The organism is Devosia sp. A16 (assembly GCF_001402915.1).
Classification (GTDB): Bacteria; Pseudomonadota; Alphaproteobacteria; order Rhizobiales; family Devosiaceae; genus Devosia_A.
In genome coordinates, this window is the sequence record NZ_CP012945.1 from 724,784 (window position 1) to 741,816 (window position 17,033).

General features: G+C 69.8%; 14 protein-coding genes and 1 pseudogene. 6 read left to right on the forward strand and 9 right to left on the reverse strand.

The genetic code is table 11. The features are described from left to right. Positions 1-62 precede the first annotated feature (62 nt). Positions 63-1,337, reverse strand: a complete 1,275-nt coding sequence (locus APS40_RS03550) for an ABC transporter substrate-binding protein (RefSeq protein ID WP_055045750.1) — start codon at positions 1,335-1,337, stop codon at positions 63-65. Positions 1,338-1,554: 217 nt separating this feature from the next. On the opposite strand from APS40_RS03550, the gene APS40_RS03555 reads away from it, so the two are divergent. The 3 genes from APS40_RS03555 to APS40_RS03565 all read left to right on the forward strand — a co-directional run bounded on the left by APS40_RS03555 (position 1,555) and on the right by APS40_RS03565 (position 6,044). Next, positions 1,555-2,565 carry an SIS domain-containing protein gene (locus tag APS40_RS03555; RefSeq protein ID WP_055045751.1) on the forward strand — a complete coding sequence of 337 codons (1,011 nt, stop codon included), beginning with the start codon at positions 1,555-1,557 and terminating at the stop codon, positions 2,563-2,565. A 314-nt stretch (positions 2,566-2,879) separates the two neighbouring features. Continuing rightward, positions 2,880-4,046 (forward strand): ROK family protein, encoded by a 1,167-nt coding sequence (locus APS40_RS03560; protein WP_156342820.1) that lies wholly within the window; start codon positions 2,880-2,882, stop codon positions 4,044-4,046. 138 nt (positions 4,047-4,184) lie between these two features. Further along, positions 4,185-6,044 (forward strand): ABC transporter ATP-binding protein, encoded by a 1,860-nt coding sequence (locus tag APS40_RS03565; protein WP_197279428.1) that lies wholly within the window; start codon positions 4,185-4,187, stop codon positions 6,042-6,044. A gap of 19 nt (positions 6,045-6,063) precedes the next feature. Here the strand turns inward: APS40_RS03565 and APS40_RS03570 are convergent, their stop codons facing one another. The 7 genes from APS40_RS03570 to APS40_RS03600 all read right to left on the reverse strand — a co-directional run bounded on the left by APS40_RS03570 (position 6,064) and on the right by APS40_RS03600 (position 12,238). Further along, entirely contained in the window at positions 6,064-6,366 is a 303-nt protein-coding gene (locus APS40_RS03570) for a hypothetical protein (protein ID WP_055045754.1), read from the reverse strand. A 168-nt stretch (positions 6,367-6,534) separates the two neighbouring features. After that, positions 6,535-7,059: a transglutaminase-like cysteine peptidase gene (locus APS40_RS03575; protein WP_197279429.1), complete on the reverse strand. Its 525-nt coding sequence runs from the start codon at positions 7,057-7,059 to the stop codon at positions 6,535-6,537. 223 nt (positions 7,060-7,282) lie between these two features. After that, positions 7,283-8,644 carry a sensor histidine kinase gene (locus APS40_RS03580; RefSeq protein WP_082434169.1) on the reverse strand — a complete coding sequence of 454 codons (1,362 nt, stop codon included), beginning with the start codon at positions 8,642-8,644 and terminating at the stop codon, positions 7,283-7,285. Further along, positions 8,628-9,323, reverse strand: coding sequence for a response regulator transcription factor (locus APS40_RS03585; protein WP_197279430.1), 696 nt, complete (start codon positions 9,321-9,323; stop codon positions 8,628-8,630). Before APS40_RS03585 ends, APS40_RS03580 begins: the two co-directional genes overlap by 17 nt. Positions 9,324-9,398: 75 nt before the next feature. Continuing rightward, on the reverse strand, positions 9,399-10,025 hold the full coding sequence (locus APS40_RS03590; protein ID WP_055045758.1) for a DedA family protein: 627 nt from the start codon (positions 10,023-10,025) through the stop codon (positions 9,399-9,401). 5 nt (positions 10,026-10,030) lie between these two features. After that, positions 10,031-11,602: a TerC family protein gene (locus APS40_RS03595; RefSeq protein WP_055045759.1), complete on the reverse strand. Its 1,572-nt coding sequence runs from the start codon at positions 11,600-11,602 to the stop codon at positions 10,031-10,033. Positions 11,603-11,821: 219 nt separating this feature from the next. Further along, on the reverse strand, positions 11,822-12,238 hold the full coding sequence (locus tag APS40_RS03600) for a hypothetical protein (protein WP_055045760.1): 417 nt from the start codon (positions 12,236-12,238) through the stop codon (positions 11,822-11,824). A 306-nt stretch (positions 12,239-12,544) separates the two neighbouring features. Here APS40_RS03600 and APS40_RS03605 point away from each other — a divergent pair, with 306 nt between their 5' ends. Together APS40_RS03605 and APS40_RS03610 are read left to right on the forward strand one after the other, a co-directional pair. After that, complete coding sequence (locus APS40_RS03605; protein WP_055045761.1) at positions 12,545-12,901, forward strand: YciI family protein; 357 nt, start codon at positions 12,545-12,547, stop codon at positions 12,899-12,901. Positions 12,902-12,913: 12 nt separating this feature from the next. Continuing rightward, positions 12,914-14,134 (forward strand): RNA polymerase sigma factor, encoded by a 1,221-nt coding sequence (locus APS40_RS03610; RefSeq protein ID WP_055049535.1) that lies wholly within the window; start codon positions 12,914-12,916, stop codon positions 14,132-14,134. A 488-nt stretch (positions 14,135-14,622) separates the two neighbouring features. On the opposite strand, the gene APS40_RS03615 is transcribed toward APS40_RS03610, so the two are convergent. Further along, entirely contained in the window at positions 14,623-15,486 is an 864-nt protein-coding gene (locus APS40_RS03615; protein ID WP_055045762.1) for a DMT family transporter, read from the reverse strand. Between the two features lie 88 nt (positions 15,487-15,574). Here APS40_RS03615 and APS40_RS03620 point away from each other — a divergent pair. After that, positions 15,575-16,976, forward strand: a pseudogene (locus APS40_RS03620) (aminotransferase-like domain-containing protein). The last annotated feature ends 57 nt before the right edge of the window (positions 16,977-17,033 follow it).

Consider the following 17,033-nt stretch of genomic DNA (forward strand, 5'->3'; position numbering starts at 1 on the left):
GCCCCTCGATGGGCCGCGGCTGAGCACAAGCCAGCCGCGGCGCTCGGCATCACGTGTGTGGCTTACTGCGCCATGCACTCGTTGAGGGCGGCGATCATCTCCTTGGCGCCTTCCGCCGGCGTATACTCGCCATCCGCGGTGGCCGAGGCGAAGTCGATCACCGTCGAGTTGTAGCAGCTGGGGATCGAGCCGACGAAATACGGCGCTGCCACCTCCATGGCGCCGTGCGCCGCATCCACCGACACCTTGATCAGCGGCAGGGCCGAGACATCGGGGTCGGCCATCGCCGCGGCATTGGCATTGTAGCGGGCGAGGAGCTTGGCCCAGCGCGCCATCTGCGCCTTCTCGGTGATGAAGGCGGCGAACTGGAAGGCGATCTCCTGGTTCTTGCCCGGCGCCACGGCGACGATCTCGTAGCTGCGGATGCCGCCGGTCTTGCCGGCGGTGTCACCGGGGATCAGCACGAAATCATACTTCAGCCCGCTGGCCTTGGCCGCTTCCTCATAGGTCGGGTTCACCCAGGGGCCAATGGTGTGGAAGGCCAGCTGGTTGGAGATGAACAGGTCCTTGGTGGCCTGGTCGTTGCGGCTGGTGCCGGAATTGAGCGGCACCATGTCGACAAACTTCTGCAACACCGTGGTCATCGTCGCTTCGTCGATGCGGGTCTTGCGGTTGGCCCAGTCGAAGCCCCAGGTCTCGGTGCTGCCGGTGGTGGCGTAGATCTCGGCGATCGAGTTGAACACCAGCGTCTCGTCCGGGATGGCATACATGCCGGCAGCCTTGACCTTCTGCATCTGCTCGAACCACTCGGACCAGGTGGCGGGCGGCGTCGCCGTATCGATCCCGGCCTTTTCGAGTACCGTCAGGTTGAGGAACAGGAGCGAGCCGAACCCGGTATAGGGCAGGCAATAGAGTTCGTCGGGCTTGGGCATGCAGCTCGCCAGGGCGTCCTTGTCGAACTGGTTGCGCTGCTCTTCCGGCAGCGCCATGAACTGGCTGTAGATATTGGCCATGGCGCCGACATCGACCAGTTGCGCGCCGACCGACTGGGCGTTCATGTAGACATCGGGAACGGTGCCGCTGGCGGCGCCCGCCACCTGCCCGGCGGTCAGGTCGTCGTCGCCCTTGCCGCTGATATTGATCGTCACGCCCGGATGGGCAGCGGTGAATTCCTTGATGAACTCCTGCTGCATGGCGAGCGCCTCGCCCTGGGCGAAATCGGAGTACACCCAGTATTCCAGCGTCACATCTTCCGCCATTGCCGCGCCGGCAAACGCGACGGCGATCAAGGCGCTCGCTGCCGTCAGGGCAGCCCGAAAAGCTTTGGTCGTCTTCATGATACCTCCTGTGCCATGCCCCTGCGGCGCCACGCGCCCCTCCAGAGTTAGCGGTTAGGCAGGTTAACTAATAAAATCAGGTGATCAAGCCCAAGTCCGATGCATGACGCGCAAATTTGCGCTTGCGATTAAGTAAGGCTGCTATACTAATGCGCACCCATCTGGCGCGGACCGTCGTTCTTGCGCCCCTCTTCCAGGCTGATCTACGGAGACCAAGATGCCGGCACGCGTGCCCTTCCGCGACGCAATCGAGCTGGAGCCGCAGGCGTTGCGCAACGCACTGGAGAGCACCGGCCGGGCGCTCGACGCGGCCGATCTCACAAAGCTGCGGACCGGCAGCATCGGGCTGGTCGGCATCGGCGCCAGCCTCTATGCCGCCATTGCCGGGGCGGCGCAGCTGCGCGCCCAGGGCCGCCGCGCCATCGCACTGGCGGGCGGCGAACTCTACGACGCGGCGGTCGACGCGGCCGATGCCTATATCGCCGTTTCCGCCTCCGGCCGCAGCGTCGAGCCGGCCAAGGCCCTGGCGCTCCGCCCTCGCGCCGTCACCTTCGGCATTGCCCAGGCGGCCGACACTCCGATGCAGGGCTCGGTCGGCCAGATGATCGGCACCGGTAGCGGCATCGACAGCGGCCCCAACACCACCAGCTACATGGGTTCGCTCCTCGCTCTGGCGCTGATCGCCGACCGCGTCGGGGTGCCCTCCGGCTTCGACTGGACCACCATCGGCGACCTGCTGGCGACCACCCGCGCCGCCACGGCCGATGCCGTCGCCCGCGCCGGCAGGCTGCTGACCGGCAAGCGGTCGCTCGATTGCGTCGGCGCCAACGTCGCCTATGGCACGGCGGGCTATGCGGCGCTGCTGCTGCGCGAGGCGGTACGCGTTCCGGCGCAAAACTGGGACACGCTCAACTTCCTCCACGGCCCGATGGAGCCCAATGATCAGGGCACCGGAGTCATCGTCTATGGCGAGGGCCGCGAGGTGCAACTGGCGGAAGATCTCGCCGGCTTCGGCATCGCCACGGTGCTCGTCACCAGCAGCGAGGTCGCCGAGCGCGACAACCTGGTGGTGATCCGCATCCCGGCGACCGGCAACGGTCTCGCCACGGCCATCCTCGCCGCGCTGCCGACCCAGCTGGTGATCGCCGACCTTGCGGAAGCCGCCGGCCTGCCGGTCTGCGTGTTCCGCTACCGCCAGACCGACACGAAGCTGCCCGAAGTGGCGTGAGGTTTGGCCTCGGATGAAGAGCCACCGGCAGAGCTGCGGTGGCCTTCTCCCCCTGTGTAGCGCGCTCCGAGCGGAGCGAGGAGCGATCCGGAACGCGGCGAGATACCCCTCATCCGGCCTTCGGCCACCTCCGGGCGAGGGCTACGCCCTCGTCCCCCGACCACAAGGGGAGAAGGCGAACCGGAGAGTGTTGCGGCTCTACGCGAACCTGTTACTCCGCCGAATACCCCCTTCTGCCGCCACCCCGGTTCGTGACATGACAGCGCAGAACGGACTAGGCTTATCCAGTTGCCCCTGCTGACGGTGTGTCGGTCTTGAACCTAGCTTTCACCTCGCCTCCTGCACCTTTGACCGAGAGCGCCCGCGCGGTGTTCCGGCGCATCATCCTTCTCGGCCGCGCCACCCGGCCGATGCTGGGAAGCCTGCTCGATTTTTCCAAGCCCACCATGTCGGCGGCGATCCTCGAGCTCAGCGAACTGGGCCTGGTGGAGCCGGTCGGCACCACGCAGGGCGCCAGCGGTCGCAAGGCGACAGTCTATGGCCTCGGCCGCGAGGCCGGCTATGTCATCGGCGTCGATGCCGGCGCCACCCAGGTGCGCGCCATCGCCCAGACGCTCGATGGCACGGTCCTCGCCGAGATCGAGCAGACGCCTTCCGCCGAGGCGGTGCACCTCAATGCCGAAACCGGCAAGGCGACGCGCACCATCCTCAAGCGGCTGCGCCAGAACACCGGGGCGCATGGCCCGCTGCGAGCCGTCTCGGTCGCCGTGCCGGTGATCGTTTCGCGCAACCGCCCCGAACTGGCCTATCGCGCCGACCTCGACGTCGTCCGCGACGCGATCGGCGAGTTCGGCGATGCGCCGGTGGTGTTCGAGAACAACGTCAACTGCGCCACCATTGCCGAGCTCGACCGCGGCGGCGCCCAGGGCCGGCGAACCTTCGCCTATCTGCAGGTCGGCGTGAAACTCGGCCTCGGCCTGGTGCACGAGGGCCGCCTGTTCCGCGGCGCCAACGGGGCCGCCGGCGAGGTCGCCCGCCTGCCCTTCCCCTGGTCCGAGCGGAGTGCACCGCGCCGCAGCGGCCTCGAGGACTATCTCGGCTCGCACGCCCTGATGCAACGCGTCGGCAATGACTGGACCGACCGCGGCGCCCCGCCACAGACCGCCCGCGAGCTGTTCGAGATGGCCGCCGACGGCTCCAGGGCCGCCCGCCGGCATGTCGATAACCACGCCATCGATATCGGTCGCATCGCGGCCTCGGTGGTCAGCATTTTCGACCCCGGCCTGATCGTCATGGGCGGCGGCGTGGGCCAGAACGAATTGCTGCTGCCCCGCATCCGCGAGGTCATCGCCGAACTCGCCTGGCAGACCGAAGTCACCACCAGCCAGCTGCCGGCGCGCGGCACGGTGCTGGGCGCCTCGCAACTGGCGGTGCGCGAAGCCGTGCAGATGCTGACGGGAACCGAGCACCTGCCGGTCTAGGGACAGCGTCCCGATCCTGCCCGTGAGGTTTTGTACCCACGTGCAGGGACGGCTTGGCGCAAGGGGGCCGCGAGGTAAGCGTTGCGTCGGCGGGTTGGCCGTGTACCCATGGCGGTGGCCAACCAGGAGTGGCTCGATATGCTCAAGCGGGTCATGCGTCTCGGGCTCGCGCTCGACTGGCTCAAGCTGCTGCCGATCGTCGTGTGCACGGCGCTTGCCGCCGCGCTGCCGGTCGGGGTGCCGCTGCTGCTCGGCCGCAGCATCGATGCGGCGCTGAAGGGCGCCGGGCTGGTGCAGTTGCTGCCGCTGCTCGGGCTCGTCGCCGCCTTCGCCATCGGCGCGGCGCTCGCCGAAGTGCTGGCCAACACGATGGGCGCACGGCTCGGCTATGGCCTCTCCTGGCAGCTGGCGCGACGGCTCTATGGCGAGCTGATGCGGATGCCGCTCCTGAGCTACGCCACCATCAACCCCGGGGTGCTCAACAGCCGCCTGACCAACGACATGCGCATGGTCGATCCGCTGTTCGCGGTGGTGCCGCTCGCGACCGTGCACGGCTGGGTCGGGCTCGCCGCCGTCGCCATCGCGCTGGCGGCGATCGACATCTGGTTTCTCGCCGCCTTCGTGCTGGTGCCGCTGGCGCTCGTCGCGGTGCGCTTTGCCGAGGGGCAGATCAACGCCACCATCCGGCAATCCTACGAGATCAATGCCGCCGTGGCCTCGCAGATCGAGAGCACCACCAGCGGCGATGCGGTGAGCCTGGTGCGCCAGGCGCGCGCCACCGCCGTCGAGGAGGGCCGCTTCGCCCGGCTCGCCGACCAGTCGGTGGAGCTCGCCGCCCGCATGGACAACTGGCGCGCCGTGATCAACGTCGCCTATCGGTTGTGCTTCGACCTGATCACCGTGCTGTTCCTGGGCATCGGCATCGTGCTGGCCTCGGCCGGGCAGATTTCCATCGGCAGCGTCGTGTCGGCCCTGTTCTTTGTCGGCCTGGTGCGCCAGCCGCTCGGCGAAGTCGTCGGCCAGCGCTATCCGCTGATCCGCGCCAGCATGGGGCTCGATCGCGTCGAGGCGGTGCTCGCCTCCCCCAATACCGGCCTCGCGACGGTGGCGGCCTCGCCCATTACGCCGCAGCAGCAGCTGCCCGACGAGGTGCTGGTGTTCGACCGGGTGGGCTACACCTATCCCGGCCGGCAAGCGGTGGCGGTCAGGACGCTGTCCGATGTCGCCGGTGCCAGCCAGGGGATGAGCGGCTTTCTCGCCGGAGTGTCGCTGACGCGGCTCGACGAGGCGGGTGACGGCGAGCCGGCCGACCGGCCCGCCCGGCTGCTCGAGAACATCTCCTTCGCGGTCCGGCGCGGCGAGACCGTGGCGATCGCCGGACATTCGGGTTCGGGCAAATCGACCATCATCAGCCTCGCCTGCGGGTCGATCCGGCCATCGGCCGGCGCGGTTCGGCTGGCAGGCATCGATACCGCCGGGCTCACCGAGGAGGACGCCTGGCGCTTCGTCTCGCTGGTGAGCCAGGACGTCTACCTCCAGGATGCCTCGCTGCGCGACAATCTCGGCTATGGCCTCGCCGACGCCACCGACGAGCGGCTCATCGATGCCCTGCGGCAGGCCGGGCTGGGCGAGCTGCTGCAGCAGCTGCCCGAGGGGCTCGGCACCATGGTCGGGCAGCGCGGCAAGCGCTTCTCGGGCGGCGAGCGGCAGCGCATCGCCATCGCCCGCGCCGTGCTGCGCGATCGCCCGCTGCTCATTCTCGACGAAGCCACCTCGCATCTCGACGCCGAGCGCGAGGACTCCATCCTCGATGCCATCGACCGGGTGGCGGCCGACCGGGCCGTGCTGGTGGTGGCGCACCGCCGATCGGCGCTCGAACGGGCGGAGCGCGTGGTGATGATCGAACAGGGCAGCGTGGTCGAACCGGGCACGCATGCCGAACTGATCGCCGCAGGCGGCCGTTATGCCGCCATGCACCGGACCGGCGGGCCGCAGTGACGGCGGCCTGGCAGCCGGCTCAGGAGCCGGGCGCCGCCGCGCCCTGATGCACCAGGGTATCGTCGATCAGCCGGGCGATATGGTCCATGGCGGCCCTGAGATAGGCCAGCCGCTCGGGCAGGCGCGTGGCGGTGAACGAGCCCATCTTGACCGTATGCGGCACCGGCTCGCCACCTTTGGGCGCCAGCGTCACCTCGATCTGCACCGAGGTGCGCTCCACCGTCATCTCGACCTCGAGCAGGGCGAGGCTCGGGCCGTAGGTCTCGCGCAGCGAGGCGACGGCTGCTTCGAATGCGGGAACCATGTCGTCATAGTCTGGCATGGACGCCTCCAGCGCGAGGGAATGCTGGCCGCCGATGCGCAACCATCGGCGGCCCGTCCGGGTGCGCCCGCGCCGCGTTGCGAGTTCGGGGCCTCGCCGCGCGCGTCGCCCGTCGACGCTTTTGACCCTACAGCCGGAAGCTGACACCAACCTGATGGCCCGAGCTCGTCAGCCGGCGTAGGCGCTCCATGCCCGCGGATCGGCGCCCGACATCGAAATGATGCGATAGCCGGTCTGCGCCAGCGGACGGACTGAGCGGTGCAGGTTGTCGAGCACGTAATCGCCCCTGCTGGTCCGCACCACCACGATGGCATGCCCCTCGCCGCGCACCTTGACATAGGCGAAGCGGATGGCGCTGGCCGGGATGCCGGCGCGGATCAAGAGGTTGCGCTTGGTTGCGGCATATTCGTCGCAATCGCCGGCGGCGACGCCGACCCGCCAGATGACCGGGCCGCCCGCCTCAGGGGTTATGGCGCGGTTGACGTGCGCGTTGACCCGCTTCAGCGTCGCCATGACGTCGTCGCTGGCCTCGACATGGCTGGCCCCGCCGCCCAGGCACTCCTCGGGCGTCTTGATGCACATCATGCGGAACCCGAGCGGCACGGTGACGCCCGCCGCCTGCGACGTGCCGCCCCCGGCGAGGCCGAAGATCACCACCGCCATCGCGGCGACAAGACAAAGGGCGTGGCGCATCGGGATCCTCGCTGCTCGGTTGGTCTGGTGGACGACACAAGCCCGGCGGGTTTTGTCATAAGCTTCGACTGGCCCCGAAAATTCGATGCAAATGCCGACCATCCGGCGCGGCATCGGCCAGGTGCCGGGTTGGCCGCGGCCACCCATCGGGTCATTACCGCGAAAGCGGCAACCTCTGCTTCCGGCGCGGAGGCCCCCGCTTTCGGGGAAACAACACCAAGTCTCAGCCCTTCTGCGTTCCGGCCGCCGGCAGCCGCAGCACCACCGTAAAGCCAGGGCCGGGGCCGGCCTCGGCGTCGCCGCCCAGCCGGCGGCAGATGCTGCGCACGATGGCGAGCCCCAGCCCCGAGCCGGCCGAATGCTGCCGGCCCTTCCGGAACCGGTCGAACAGCATCTCGGCCGCCGCCGGGCTCACTGCCGGCCCGTCGTCGCCGACTCCGATCTCGACCATGCCGTCGCCGGCCTGGCGCACCGTTACCCGCGTCGTGCCGCGGCCGTGGCGGATGGCATTGTCGAGCAGGTTCCTCAGCGCCTGGCGCAACAGGTCGCGCCCGGCCGGCACCGCCAGCCCCTCCTCGACCTCGATCTCGATCGGCCGCTGCGCGGCTTCGAAGGCCGGCAGCATGTCCGCCACCGCCTCGCGCGCCAGCCGCGCCGCCGAGACCGGCGCGGCGAGCTCGTCGGAGAGGTTTGCCTGCTCGGCCCGCGCCAGCGCCAGCAATTGATCCACCAGGTGCTGCATCTGCCGCATGTCGCCGGCGATGGCCTCCCAATCGGGCCGCTCGGAGCGGCGCGCCTTCTGCAGCCTGAGGTCGAGCACGGCGAGCGGCGTCCTGAGCTCGTGCGCCGCATCTGAGGTAAAGCGCCGCTCGCTCTCATAGGCGCCGGCCAGCCGGTCGAACGCGTCATTGGCGGCACGCGCCAGCGGCACGATTTCGGCAGGCAGCTCGCCGATCGGGATGCGGCGGTCGGGGTGATCCCGCCCGATGGTGCCGGCCAGCGCCGCGGCGCGCCGCACCGAACTCAGCATCCAGCCGGCGAGCCCCGCCATGGCGACGATCGAGGCGATGCCCAGCGCGATGAGCGCCACGGTAGAGCCCGCCACCCTGCCCCGCATGATCTGGCACAGTTCCTCGCACTCGCCCCAGTCGTTGCGGCGCACCACCAATACGCTGCCATCCTTGAGCTGGCGCGCATCCATCACGTCGGCGGTGAGGGGCGGCGGGGCGCGCGGCGCCATGAACGGCAAGGGATCGCTGCCTTTCGGCTGCACCCCCAGCAGCCTGCCGTCGGCGCTGTACAGCGAGTAGCGCCAGCTCGATTCCGAGAACGACAGCGGCAGCTCGTCGAGCGGCTCGCCTCCGGCATCGCCCGGCGCCCGGGCGACAAGGGTGTCGATCTGCTCGTTCAGCACATGGGCGCGGATGTCCTTGTCGAGATCGAGCAGGTAGATCATGACGTTGCCGACGCCGAGCGCGAACACCACCGCCATCACCAGCATCAGCCGGCTGCGCAGGCTCGAGAGCTTCGCCATTGCGCCGAAGCGGCGAACGCGCGCGCCCAGCGCTCTAGCGAGCCGCCGCATCGCCGGCCCCCAGCACCATGCGGTAGCCGATCCCGCGCACCGTTTCGACCCGCACGGTCGAGCCGGCGGCGGCGAGCTTGCGCCGCACCCGGTAGACGATGGCCTCGATGGCGTTCGCCGTCACCGGCTCGAACGCATAGACGCGATCCTCGAGCCGGTCCTTGACCACGATGCCGGGTGCCGCCCGCATCAGTTCCTCGAGCAGCGCGAACTCCTTTTTGGCGAGGTCGATGCTGCGCGCCCCGGCCCGCGCCTGCCAGCGCCCCACATCGTAGGTCAGGTCGCCGAAGCTGACGACATCGGCCTTGCGCAGGCCGGGGCGGCGCATGATGACGCGCAGCCGCGCTTCGAGCTCGAGCAGGTCGAAGGGCTTGGTGAGATAATCGTCGGCGCCGCCATTGAGCCCGCGCAGCCGGCTGTCGAGATCGTCGCGCGCCGTCAGGATCACCACCGGCGCGGCATGGTCGCTCTCGCCGCGCGCCAGGGTGCCGAGCACCTCCATGCCGTCGCCATCCGGCAGGCCCAGATCGAGCACCACCCCGTCATAGCGGGTGGAGCGCCAATAATGCACCGCGTCCTCGGCGGTCGACACCGCATCGACGTCGAAGCCCGACCGTTCGAGATGCTCCTTGATCATCTCGGACAGCGAGCGGTGATCTTCGACCAGCAATATTCTCAACTCTGTCTCCTCGACCGGCGCCCATTGACACCCTCCGATGCGGGCGCGGCAAGTCTGCCAGTGCCGCGCCCTGCCTCACTGATCCCGTTGCCGCCGCCCAGCGCCGACCCTGCGCCTCCGGACCAGCCCGATCGCCAGATCGAGCAGCCAGCCCAGCGCGAACGCGACGCCGATGGCGACGAGCATGCCGACGAGCGGCTCGGCTTCGAACCACTTGCCGGCAGCGAACCCCACCGCCACCGTATAGGCGGCCCAGCTGGCGCCGGCGGCGACGGACCAGGGCAGGAAGTGCCGGAACGGATACTCCACCGCCCCGGCCGTGAGGTTGACGCCGAACCGCCCCAGCGGAACGTAGCGCGCCGCGAGGAACAGCGTACCCGGCCGCGCCGCAAGGCCCGCCTCGGCCCAGCCGACCAGCCGGACCAACGGCCTGAACCGCAACTGCAGCAGCCGGCCCCGGCCGATCGCCCGCCCGCCGAGATAGGCGACATTGTCCCCGGCGATCGCTCCGGCCGCGGCGGCCGCCAGCAGCAACCCGATATCGGGACCGCGGCCGGCGGCCGAGAGCGCCGCCAGCGCCACCACCACGGATTCGCTGGGGAATGGCGGAAAGAACCCGTCCACCGCGATCAGCCCGAAGGCGATGAGGTAGATCCAGGGCGAGGCCGCCAGCCCCAGCACATAGTCGTTGACGATGTCCACGCCGGTCAGCTCCCCGCTCCCGTGCCGCCCGGTGGACGGGTGACCTTGAGCATGACGATCTGCCCGCCCCGCGCCTCCACCACCTCGAAGGCCAGCCCCGCCGCCACCACCACCTCGCCGCGGCCGGGGATGTGGTCGACCTGCCAGAGCACGAAGCCGGCAAGCGTGGTGTAGCGATCGGCATCGTCGACCAGCTCGGCCTCGAGCAGGCTCGCCGCCAGCCGCACGTCCGTCGCCCCGGCCAGCAGCCAGCCGCCATCCTCGGTCCGCACCGGCTCGGCCGGCAGCTCGTCCGCATCGGGAAACTCGCCGGCAATGGCCTCGAGAATATCGGTCGGCGTCGCCAGCCCCTGCAGCGCCCCGTACTCGTCGACCACCGCCGCCATCTGCATGGGCTGGCGGCGCAACTGCTCGATCAGCTTGAGCACGCTCGCGCCTTCGTGGACGATCAGCGGCTGCTTGAGCGAGCGGTTGAGGTCGATCGAGCCGGTATCGAGCAGGTCGCGCAGCAGGTCCTTGGCCAGCGCGACGCCGAGCAGCGTATCGAGGCTGCCGCGCCCGATGGGAAAGCGCGAATGGCCGATCTCGAGGATCTTGGCCCTGAGGCGGGCCGCATCGTCCTCGATGTCGAGCCAGTCGATGGCGCCGCGCGGCGTCATCACCGACAGTACCGGCCGGTCGGCGAGCCCGAGCACGCCCTGGATCATGGCGGTCTCCTCACGGGCGAACAGCGCCCGGCTCGCCGCCGCTTCGACGATGACGTCGGCGGTTTCGCCCAGGCTCACCTCGCCGCGCCGGCCGCCGAGCAGGGCCAGCACCGCATCGGCGGTGCGCTGCCTCAGGTCCGAGGTCCTGAGCCGCTTTTCGCGATTGCGGCGGGCCAGCTGGTTGAACGCCTCGATCAGCACCGAAAAGCCGATCGCCGCATAGAGGTAGCCCTTGGGCAGGTGATAGCCGAACCCTTCGACCAGCAGCGAGAAGCCGATCATCATCAGGAAGCCGAGGCAGAGGATCACCACCGTAGGGTGCCGCGAGACGAACGCCATCAGCGGCTTCGACAGCGCCAGCATGGCGAGCACGGCGACGATCATCGCGATCATCATGATCGACAATTCCTCGACCATACCGACGGCAGTGATGACGCTGTCGAGCGAGAACACCGCATCGAGCACCACGATCTGCACCAGCACCTGCCAGAACACCGCGTGCCCCAGCTTGCCCGGTCTGGGCTCGGTGCGCCCCTCGAGCCGCTCATGCAGCTCCATGGTGCCCTTGGCGAGCAGGAACGCGCCGCCCGACAGCAGGATCAGGTCGCGGCCGGAAAAGCCGAGCCCCAGGACGCTGAACAGCGGCGTGGTCAGCGTCACGATCCACGCCATCGAGGCAAGCAGCGTAAGCCGCATGAGCAGCGCCAGCGACAGCCCGACCACGCGGGCGCGGTTGCGCTGATGCTCGGGCAGCTTGTCGGCGAGGATGGCGATGAATACCAGGTTGTCGATCCCGAGCACGATCTCGAGCAGGATCAACGTGCCGAGGCCCGCCCAGGCGGCGGGGTCGGACATCCATTCGAAGATCATCGGGACGCCACGGACCCGTTGACGCGGGCGTGCGGCAGGGGCGCGGCGCGCCCTTGCGGGGGCAACGCGGCTGCACCGGCGGAACGGTTTGCCGAGGGCCGGCAGGCAATGCTGCCGGCCTCGGCGGGACTTCGACCTGGATCAGGCATGGGAAGGTTGTTCCTTGTTGCGGGTTGGGTGGGCGGAGGGTTCCGGGCAACAGCAGCCGCGACCGCGGCGTCACTGCGCCCCGCCGGCCTCGACCATGGCGAGGGAGATGGCGGCGAGATAGGCCTGCTCAGCCAGCTCGTCCTGCTCGCGCGGTGGCCGCAGCAGCCAGGCGGCCCTGAGGCGCGCCGGCAGCTGGTCGACGATGGCCCGGCTCACCGGCCTCAGGTGCAGCCGCGGCTCGACCAGCTCGCCGGCCAGCGCCGAGCGGCGCAGCCGGTTCCAATGCTGGCGTGCCGTGCGCCGCAGCTTGCCGGTCAACGCGAGCGGCGGGCCGTCCCAGCCGAGCGCCGGCTCGAGCGCCCGCACATAGCGCTCGAACAGCGCTTCGTCGACGAGGCTCGGGCGCCGCCGGCCGAGCACGGCGTCGGCGATCGCCCAGATCGCGCCGATCACCGCCAGGCCGACGAAAAACCAGACGATGTTCATCGGCCGCCCTCCGGCGCCGGGTGCGGCGACGTGGCCGTCATGAGCCCCCTGCTGGACGTATGGTTCATCGGCGTTCCATGTTTGGCACCCGAGCCATAGCATCCCCACCTGACACCAAGCTGATGGGGAGCGGCATGTCTCTGGCGGTCGGCAGGCGCGGTCGATGCCGGCTTGAGCGCGGCCCGCGGCGATGGGTAGGATCGCCTTCAGCCCGGGGGACGAAAATAATCTCGGCCCGTTTGTCGATCCCGGCTCTGCCCTGTTCGACCGATCGCCGGTAGCAACTGCCAACAGATGGAGACGACCATGCAGTACCTGCTGATGATCTATGGCGACGAGGCGGCGATGGGTTCGGCGACGCCCGAACAGGGCAAGGCCATGGGCGAGGCCTATGCGCGCTTCACCCAGGATATCGTGAGGAGCGGCCACCTCAAGGGCGGCGACAAGCTGAAGCCCTCGAGCACCGCCACCACCATTCGCCGCGGCGACGGCAAGTCGATGACCACCGACGGCCCCTTCGCCGAAACGCGCGAGCAGCTCAGCGGCTACTACATCGTCGAGGCGAAAGACCTCGACGAGGCCCTGGCGATCGCCGGCAAGATCCCGTTCGGCTCCGGCGCGGTGGAAGTCCGCCCGATCGACAGCCTGGCCCGCCAGTACTGAGTGACCAACCTGATCGACCGAGCCGACATCGAAGCGGTCTATCGCCACGAGGCGGGGCGCGTGCTGGCCACGCTCATCCGCCTCGTCGGCGATTTCGAACTGGCCGAGGAAGGCGCTCAGGATGCCTTCGAGGCGGCGCTACTGCGCTGGCCGCAGATGGGGCTGCCCGACAATCCGCGCGCCTGGCTGGTCAATACCGGCCGCCACAAGGCCATCGACCGCATCCGCCGCCGCGTCACCCTGCGCGGCAAGCTGAAGACGCTGGCGGCCGAGAGTGCCATTGCCGCCGCGCCTCAGGACCTCGAGGAGATCGAGGACGATCGGCTGCGCCTGATCTTCACCTGCTGCCACCCGGCCCTGGCGCTCGAAACCCGGGTGGCGCTGACGCTGCGCACCGTGTGCGGGCTCTCGACCGCGGCGGTGGCCAGCATCTTCCTCGTCGGCGAGGAGACCATGGCGCAGCGCCTGGTGCGCGCCAAATCGAAGATCCGCGACGCCGCCATTCCCTATGAAGTGCCCGAGCGCGAGCACCTCGCCGAGCGGCTCGCCGGCGTGCTGGCGGTGGTCTACCTGGTGTTCACCGAGGGCTATGCCCCGAGCGCCGGCACCGCCACTTTCCGGCCCGAACTCTGCGCCGAGGCGATCCGGCTCGGCCGGCTGCTCGACCAGCTGCTGCCGGGCGAGCCGGAGATCGCCGGGCTGCTGGCGCTGATGCTGCTGCACTTCGCGCGGCTCGGCGGGCGCAGCGACGGCGCCGGCGAATTGCTGCTGCTCGAGGAGCAGGATCGCAGCAGCTGGGACCGCGCGGCGATCGCCGAGGGCAAGGCTCTGGTCGAGCGGGCGCTGGCGCGGCCGCGCCGCATCGGCCCCTATGGCGTGCAGGCGGCAATCGCGGCGCTCCATGCCGATGCACCGAGCTTTGCCGCAACCGATTGGCCGCAGATTTCCGGACTCTATCAGGTGCTGCTGCGCCTCACCCCTTCGCCGGTGGTCGAGCTCAACGCGGCGGCGGCGCTGTCGATGGTCGATGGCCCTGAGCGGGCGCTGCAGCTGGTCGACGCCCTGGCCGCCGGCGGCGCGCTCGACGGCTACTGGCCGCTCCACGCCGCCCGCGCCGACCTGCTCGACCGCCTGGGCTGCAAGGCCGAAGCCGAGGCCGCCTACGCCCGCGCGTTGCCGCTGGTCCGGCTCGAGGCGGAGCGGCGGCTGCTGGAGCGCAAGATGCGCAGGTGAGGAGCCCCCCTCCCCCTTGAGGGGAGGGGCTGGGGGTGGGGGTCCATCGGTGATCACTGCACCACCCCTCCCTCATTCCCTCCCCTCAAGTGGCGGCAGTCGCATATGACATGGCGCACTGCCCTCTCGGTGCTCCTCCACCGTGAAACGGGGGAGGGGGACCGCCGCAGGCGGTGGAGGGGGCGGCGGGAAGCGCCGGTACTTGTGGCCGCCCCCTCCACCAGCTTCGCTGGTCCCCCTCCCCCGCTGCGCGGTGGAGGACCACTGAGAGCCCGGTGCCTGTTCATATGCGATAGCCCTGCCTCAAGAGGCGGCAATCGCATATGAAGCACCGACAGTAGTTGGAGTGCCTTCCCCCCTTGTGGTCAGCGGACGGGGGCGAAGCCCTCGCCGCGAGGTGGCCGAAGGCCGGATGAGCGGTTCTCTCCGCATCCTCAATCGCCCCTCGCTACGCTCAGGTCGCGCTACACTTCGTTGCGGTGGGCCCCTCACGTCCCGAACCGCCGCGCCCCGACCACGCACCCGATCACCGCCAGCGTCACCAGCAGCATGGCAGGCGTCACCGCCTCACCGAGGAGGCCCGCCGCCAGCGCCAGCCCAAAGAACGGTTGCAGCAGCTGCAGCTGCCCGACCGCGGCGATGCCGCCCTGCGCGAGGCCGCGATACCAGAACACGAAGCCGATCAGCATGCTGAACAGCGACACATAGCCGAGGCTCAGCCAGGCCGGCGCGGTGACCGCGGCGAACGAAGCGGGCCACCAGATGACGCACAGCACCGCCATCAGCGGCAGCGCCAGCACCAGCGCCCACGAGATCACCTGCCAGCCGCCCAGCCGGCGCGACAGCTTTGCGCCCTCCGCATAGCCGAGCCCGCAGACGATGATCGCCCCCAGCATCAGCCCGTCGCCGAGCGGGCTGGTCGCGCCGCCCTGCATCAGCGCAAAGCCGGCGACCAAGAGGCTCCCGGCGAGCGAGAACGCCCAGAACGCCGGCTTCGGCCGTTCGCCGCCGCGCACCACCCCGAAGATCGCCGTCGCCAGCGGCAACAGCCCGATGAAGACGATGGAATGCGCCGAGGTGACATGCTGCAGCGCCAGCGCCGTCAGCAGCGGAAAGCCCACCACCACGCCCAGGGCGACGATAGCGAGCGAGCCGAGGTCGGCCGCCGCCGGCCGCCGCTGCCGGAACGCCAGCAGCAGGCCCAGGCCCACCAGCCCGGCAATGCCGGCGCGGGCCACCGTCAGGAACACCGGATCGAACGCCTGCACCGCCACCCGGGTGGCCGGGAGCGAGCCCGAAAAGATCATCACCCCGATCAGCCCGTTGATCCAGCCGCTGGTCGACCGTTCCATTCGCACGCCTCGCTTCTCGACGCGGGCCTTATCGATTGTCCGTGCCGGGCGCGCCAGCTACAGTCCAGTACACTTGGAACATACTGTTATGGTCACGGACACAGCACAGCCAAGCCGGATCGAGCAGGTGATGGCCACCATCAGCGGGCGGATCGCGGCGCGCAGCCTCGTCGCGGGCGCGCGGCTGCCCTCGCTGCGCGGCTTCGCCCGCTCGGCCGGCGTCTCGGTTTCGACGGTGGTCGAGGCCTATAACCGGCTGGCGGCGGCGGGCGCCATCGTCTCGCGGCCTGGCTCGGGCTTTTACGTCGCGCCGCAACTGGCGCCGATGCAGCTCTCGGCGGTGGAGCCGAAACGCGATCGGGCCATCGATCCGCTCTGGGTGTCGCGCCAGTCGCTCGAGGCCGACGATGCCGTGCCCAAGCCCGGCTGCGGCTGGCTGCCGGCCGGCTGGATGGCCGAGCAGAGCCTCAGGCGCGCGCTGCGCACCGTGTCGCGCGGCGGCATCGAGGCGCTGGCCAATTACGGCGCGCCGCTTGGCCTGCTGCCGCTGCGCCGGCTGATCAGCCGGCGGCTGGGTGAGCGCGGCGTCGAGGCGGCGCCCGACCAGATCATCCTCACCGAAAGCGGCACCCAGGCGATCGACCTGATCTGCCGCTTCCTCCTCGAGCCGGGCGACACCGTGCTGGTCGACGATCCCTGCTACTTCAACTTCCAGGCGCTGCTGCGGGCCCATCGGGTACGGGTGGTGAGCGTGCCCTACACGGCGAGCGGCCCCGATATCGCGGCCTTCGCCACCGTGCTCGCGGCCGAACGCCCGCGCCTCTACATCACCAATTCGGCCGTCCATAACCCCACCGGCGCGACGCTCTCGCCGGTCACCGCGCATCGCGTGCTGAAGCTTGCCGACCAGCACGGGCTCACCATCGTCGAAGACGATATCTTCGCCGATTTTCGAGCACAGCCCGGCGCCGCGCCTCGCCGGCTTCGACGGGCTCGAGCGGGTGATCGAGATCGGCAGCTTCTCGAAAACGCTTTCGGCTTCGCTGCGCTGCGGCTTCATCGCCGCCCGGCGCGAGTGGCTCGAGCCCCTGCTCGACCTCAAGATCGCCACCATGTTCGGCGGCGCCCGGCTGAACGAGGAGCTGGTCCATGCCGTGCTGAGCGACGGTCGTTTCCACCGCCACGCCGAGGCGCTGCGGCAGCGGCTGGAGCGGGCCCGCCGCGCCGTCGGCGACCGGCTCAGGCAGCTCGGCATCGTCCCCGCCATCGAGCCCCGCGCCGGCATGTTCCTGTGGTGCACCCTGCCCGACGGCCGCGACAGCGCCGATCTCGCCCGCGCCGCGCTGGCGCACGGCATGGTGCTCGCCCCCGGCAACGCCTTCAGCGCTGCCCAGGCGGCCGCCGGCTTCATGCGCTTCAACGTGGCGCAGATGGAGGAGCCGAGTTTTGCCGTGCTGGAGCAACTGCTGGCGGCGGAGCCGGTACGGTAAGGCGCTTCACCGATCGCGCCATACCGATTGACCCAATGGTGATGCTCAAGGCCGCCG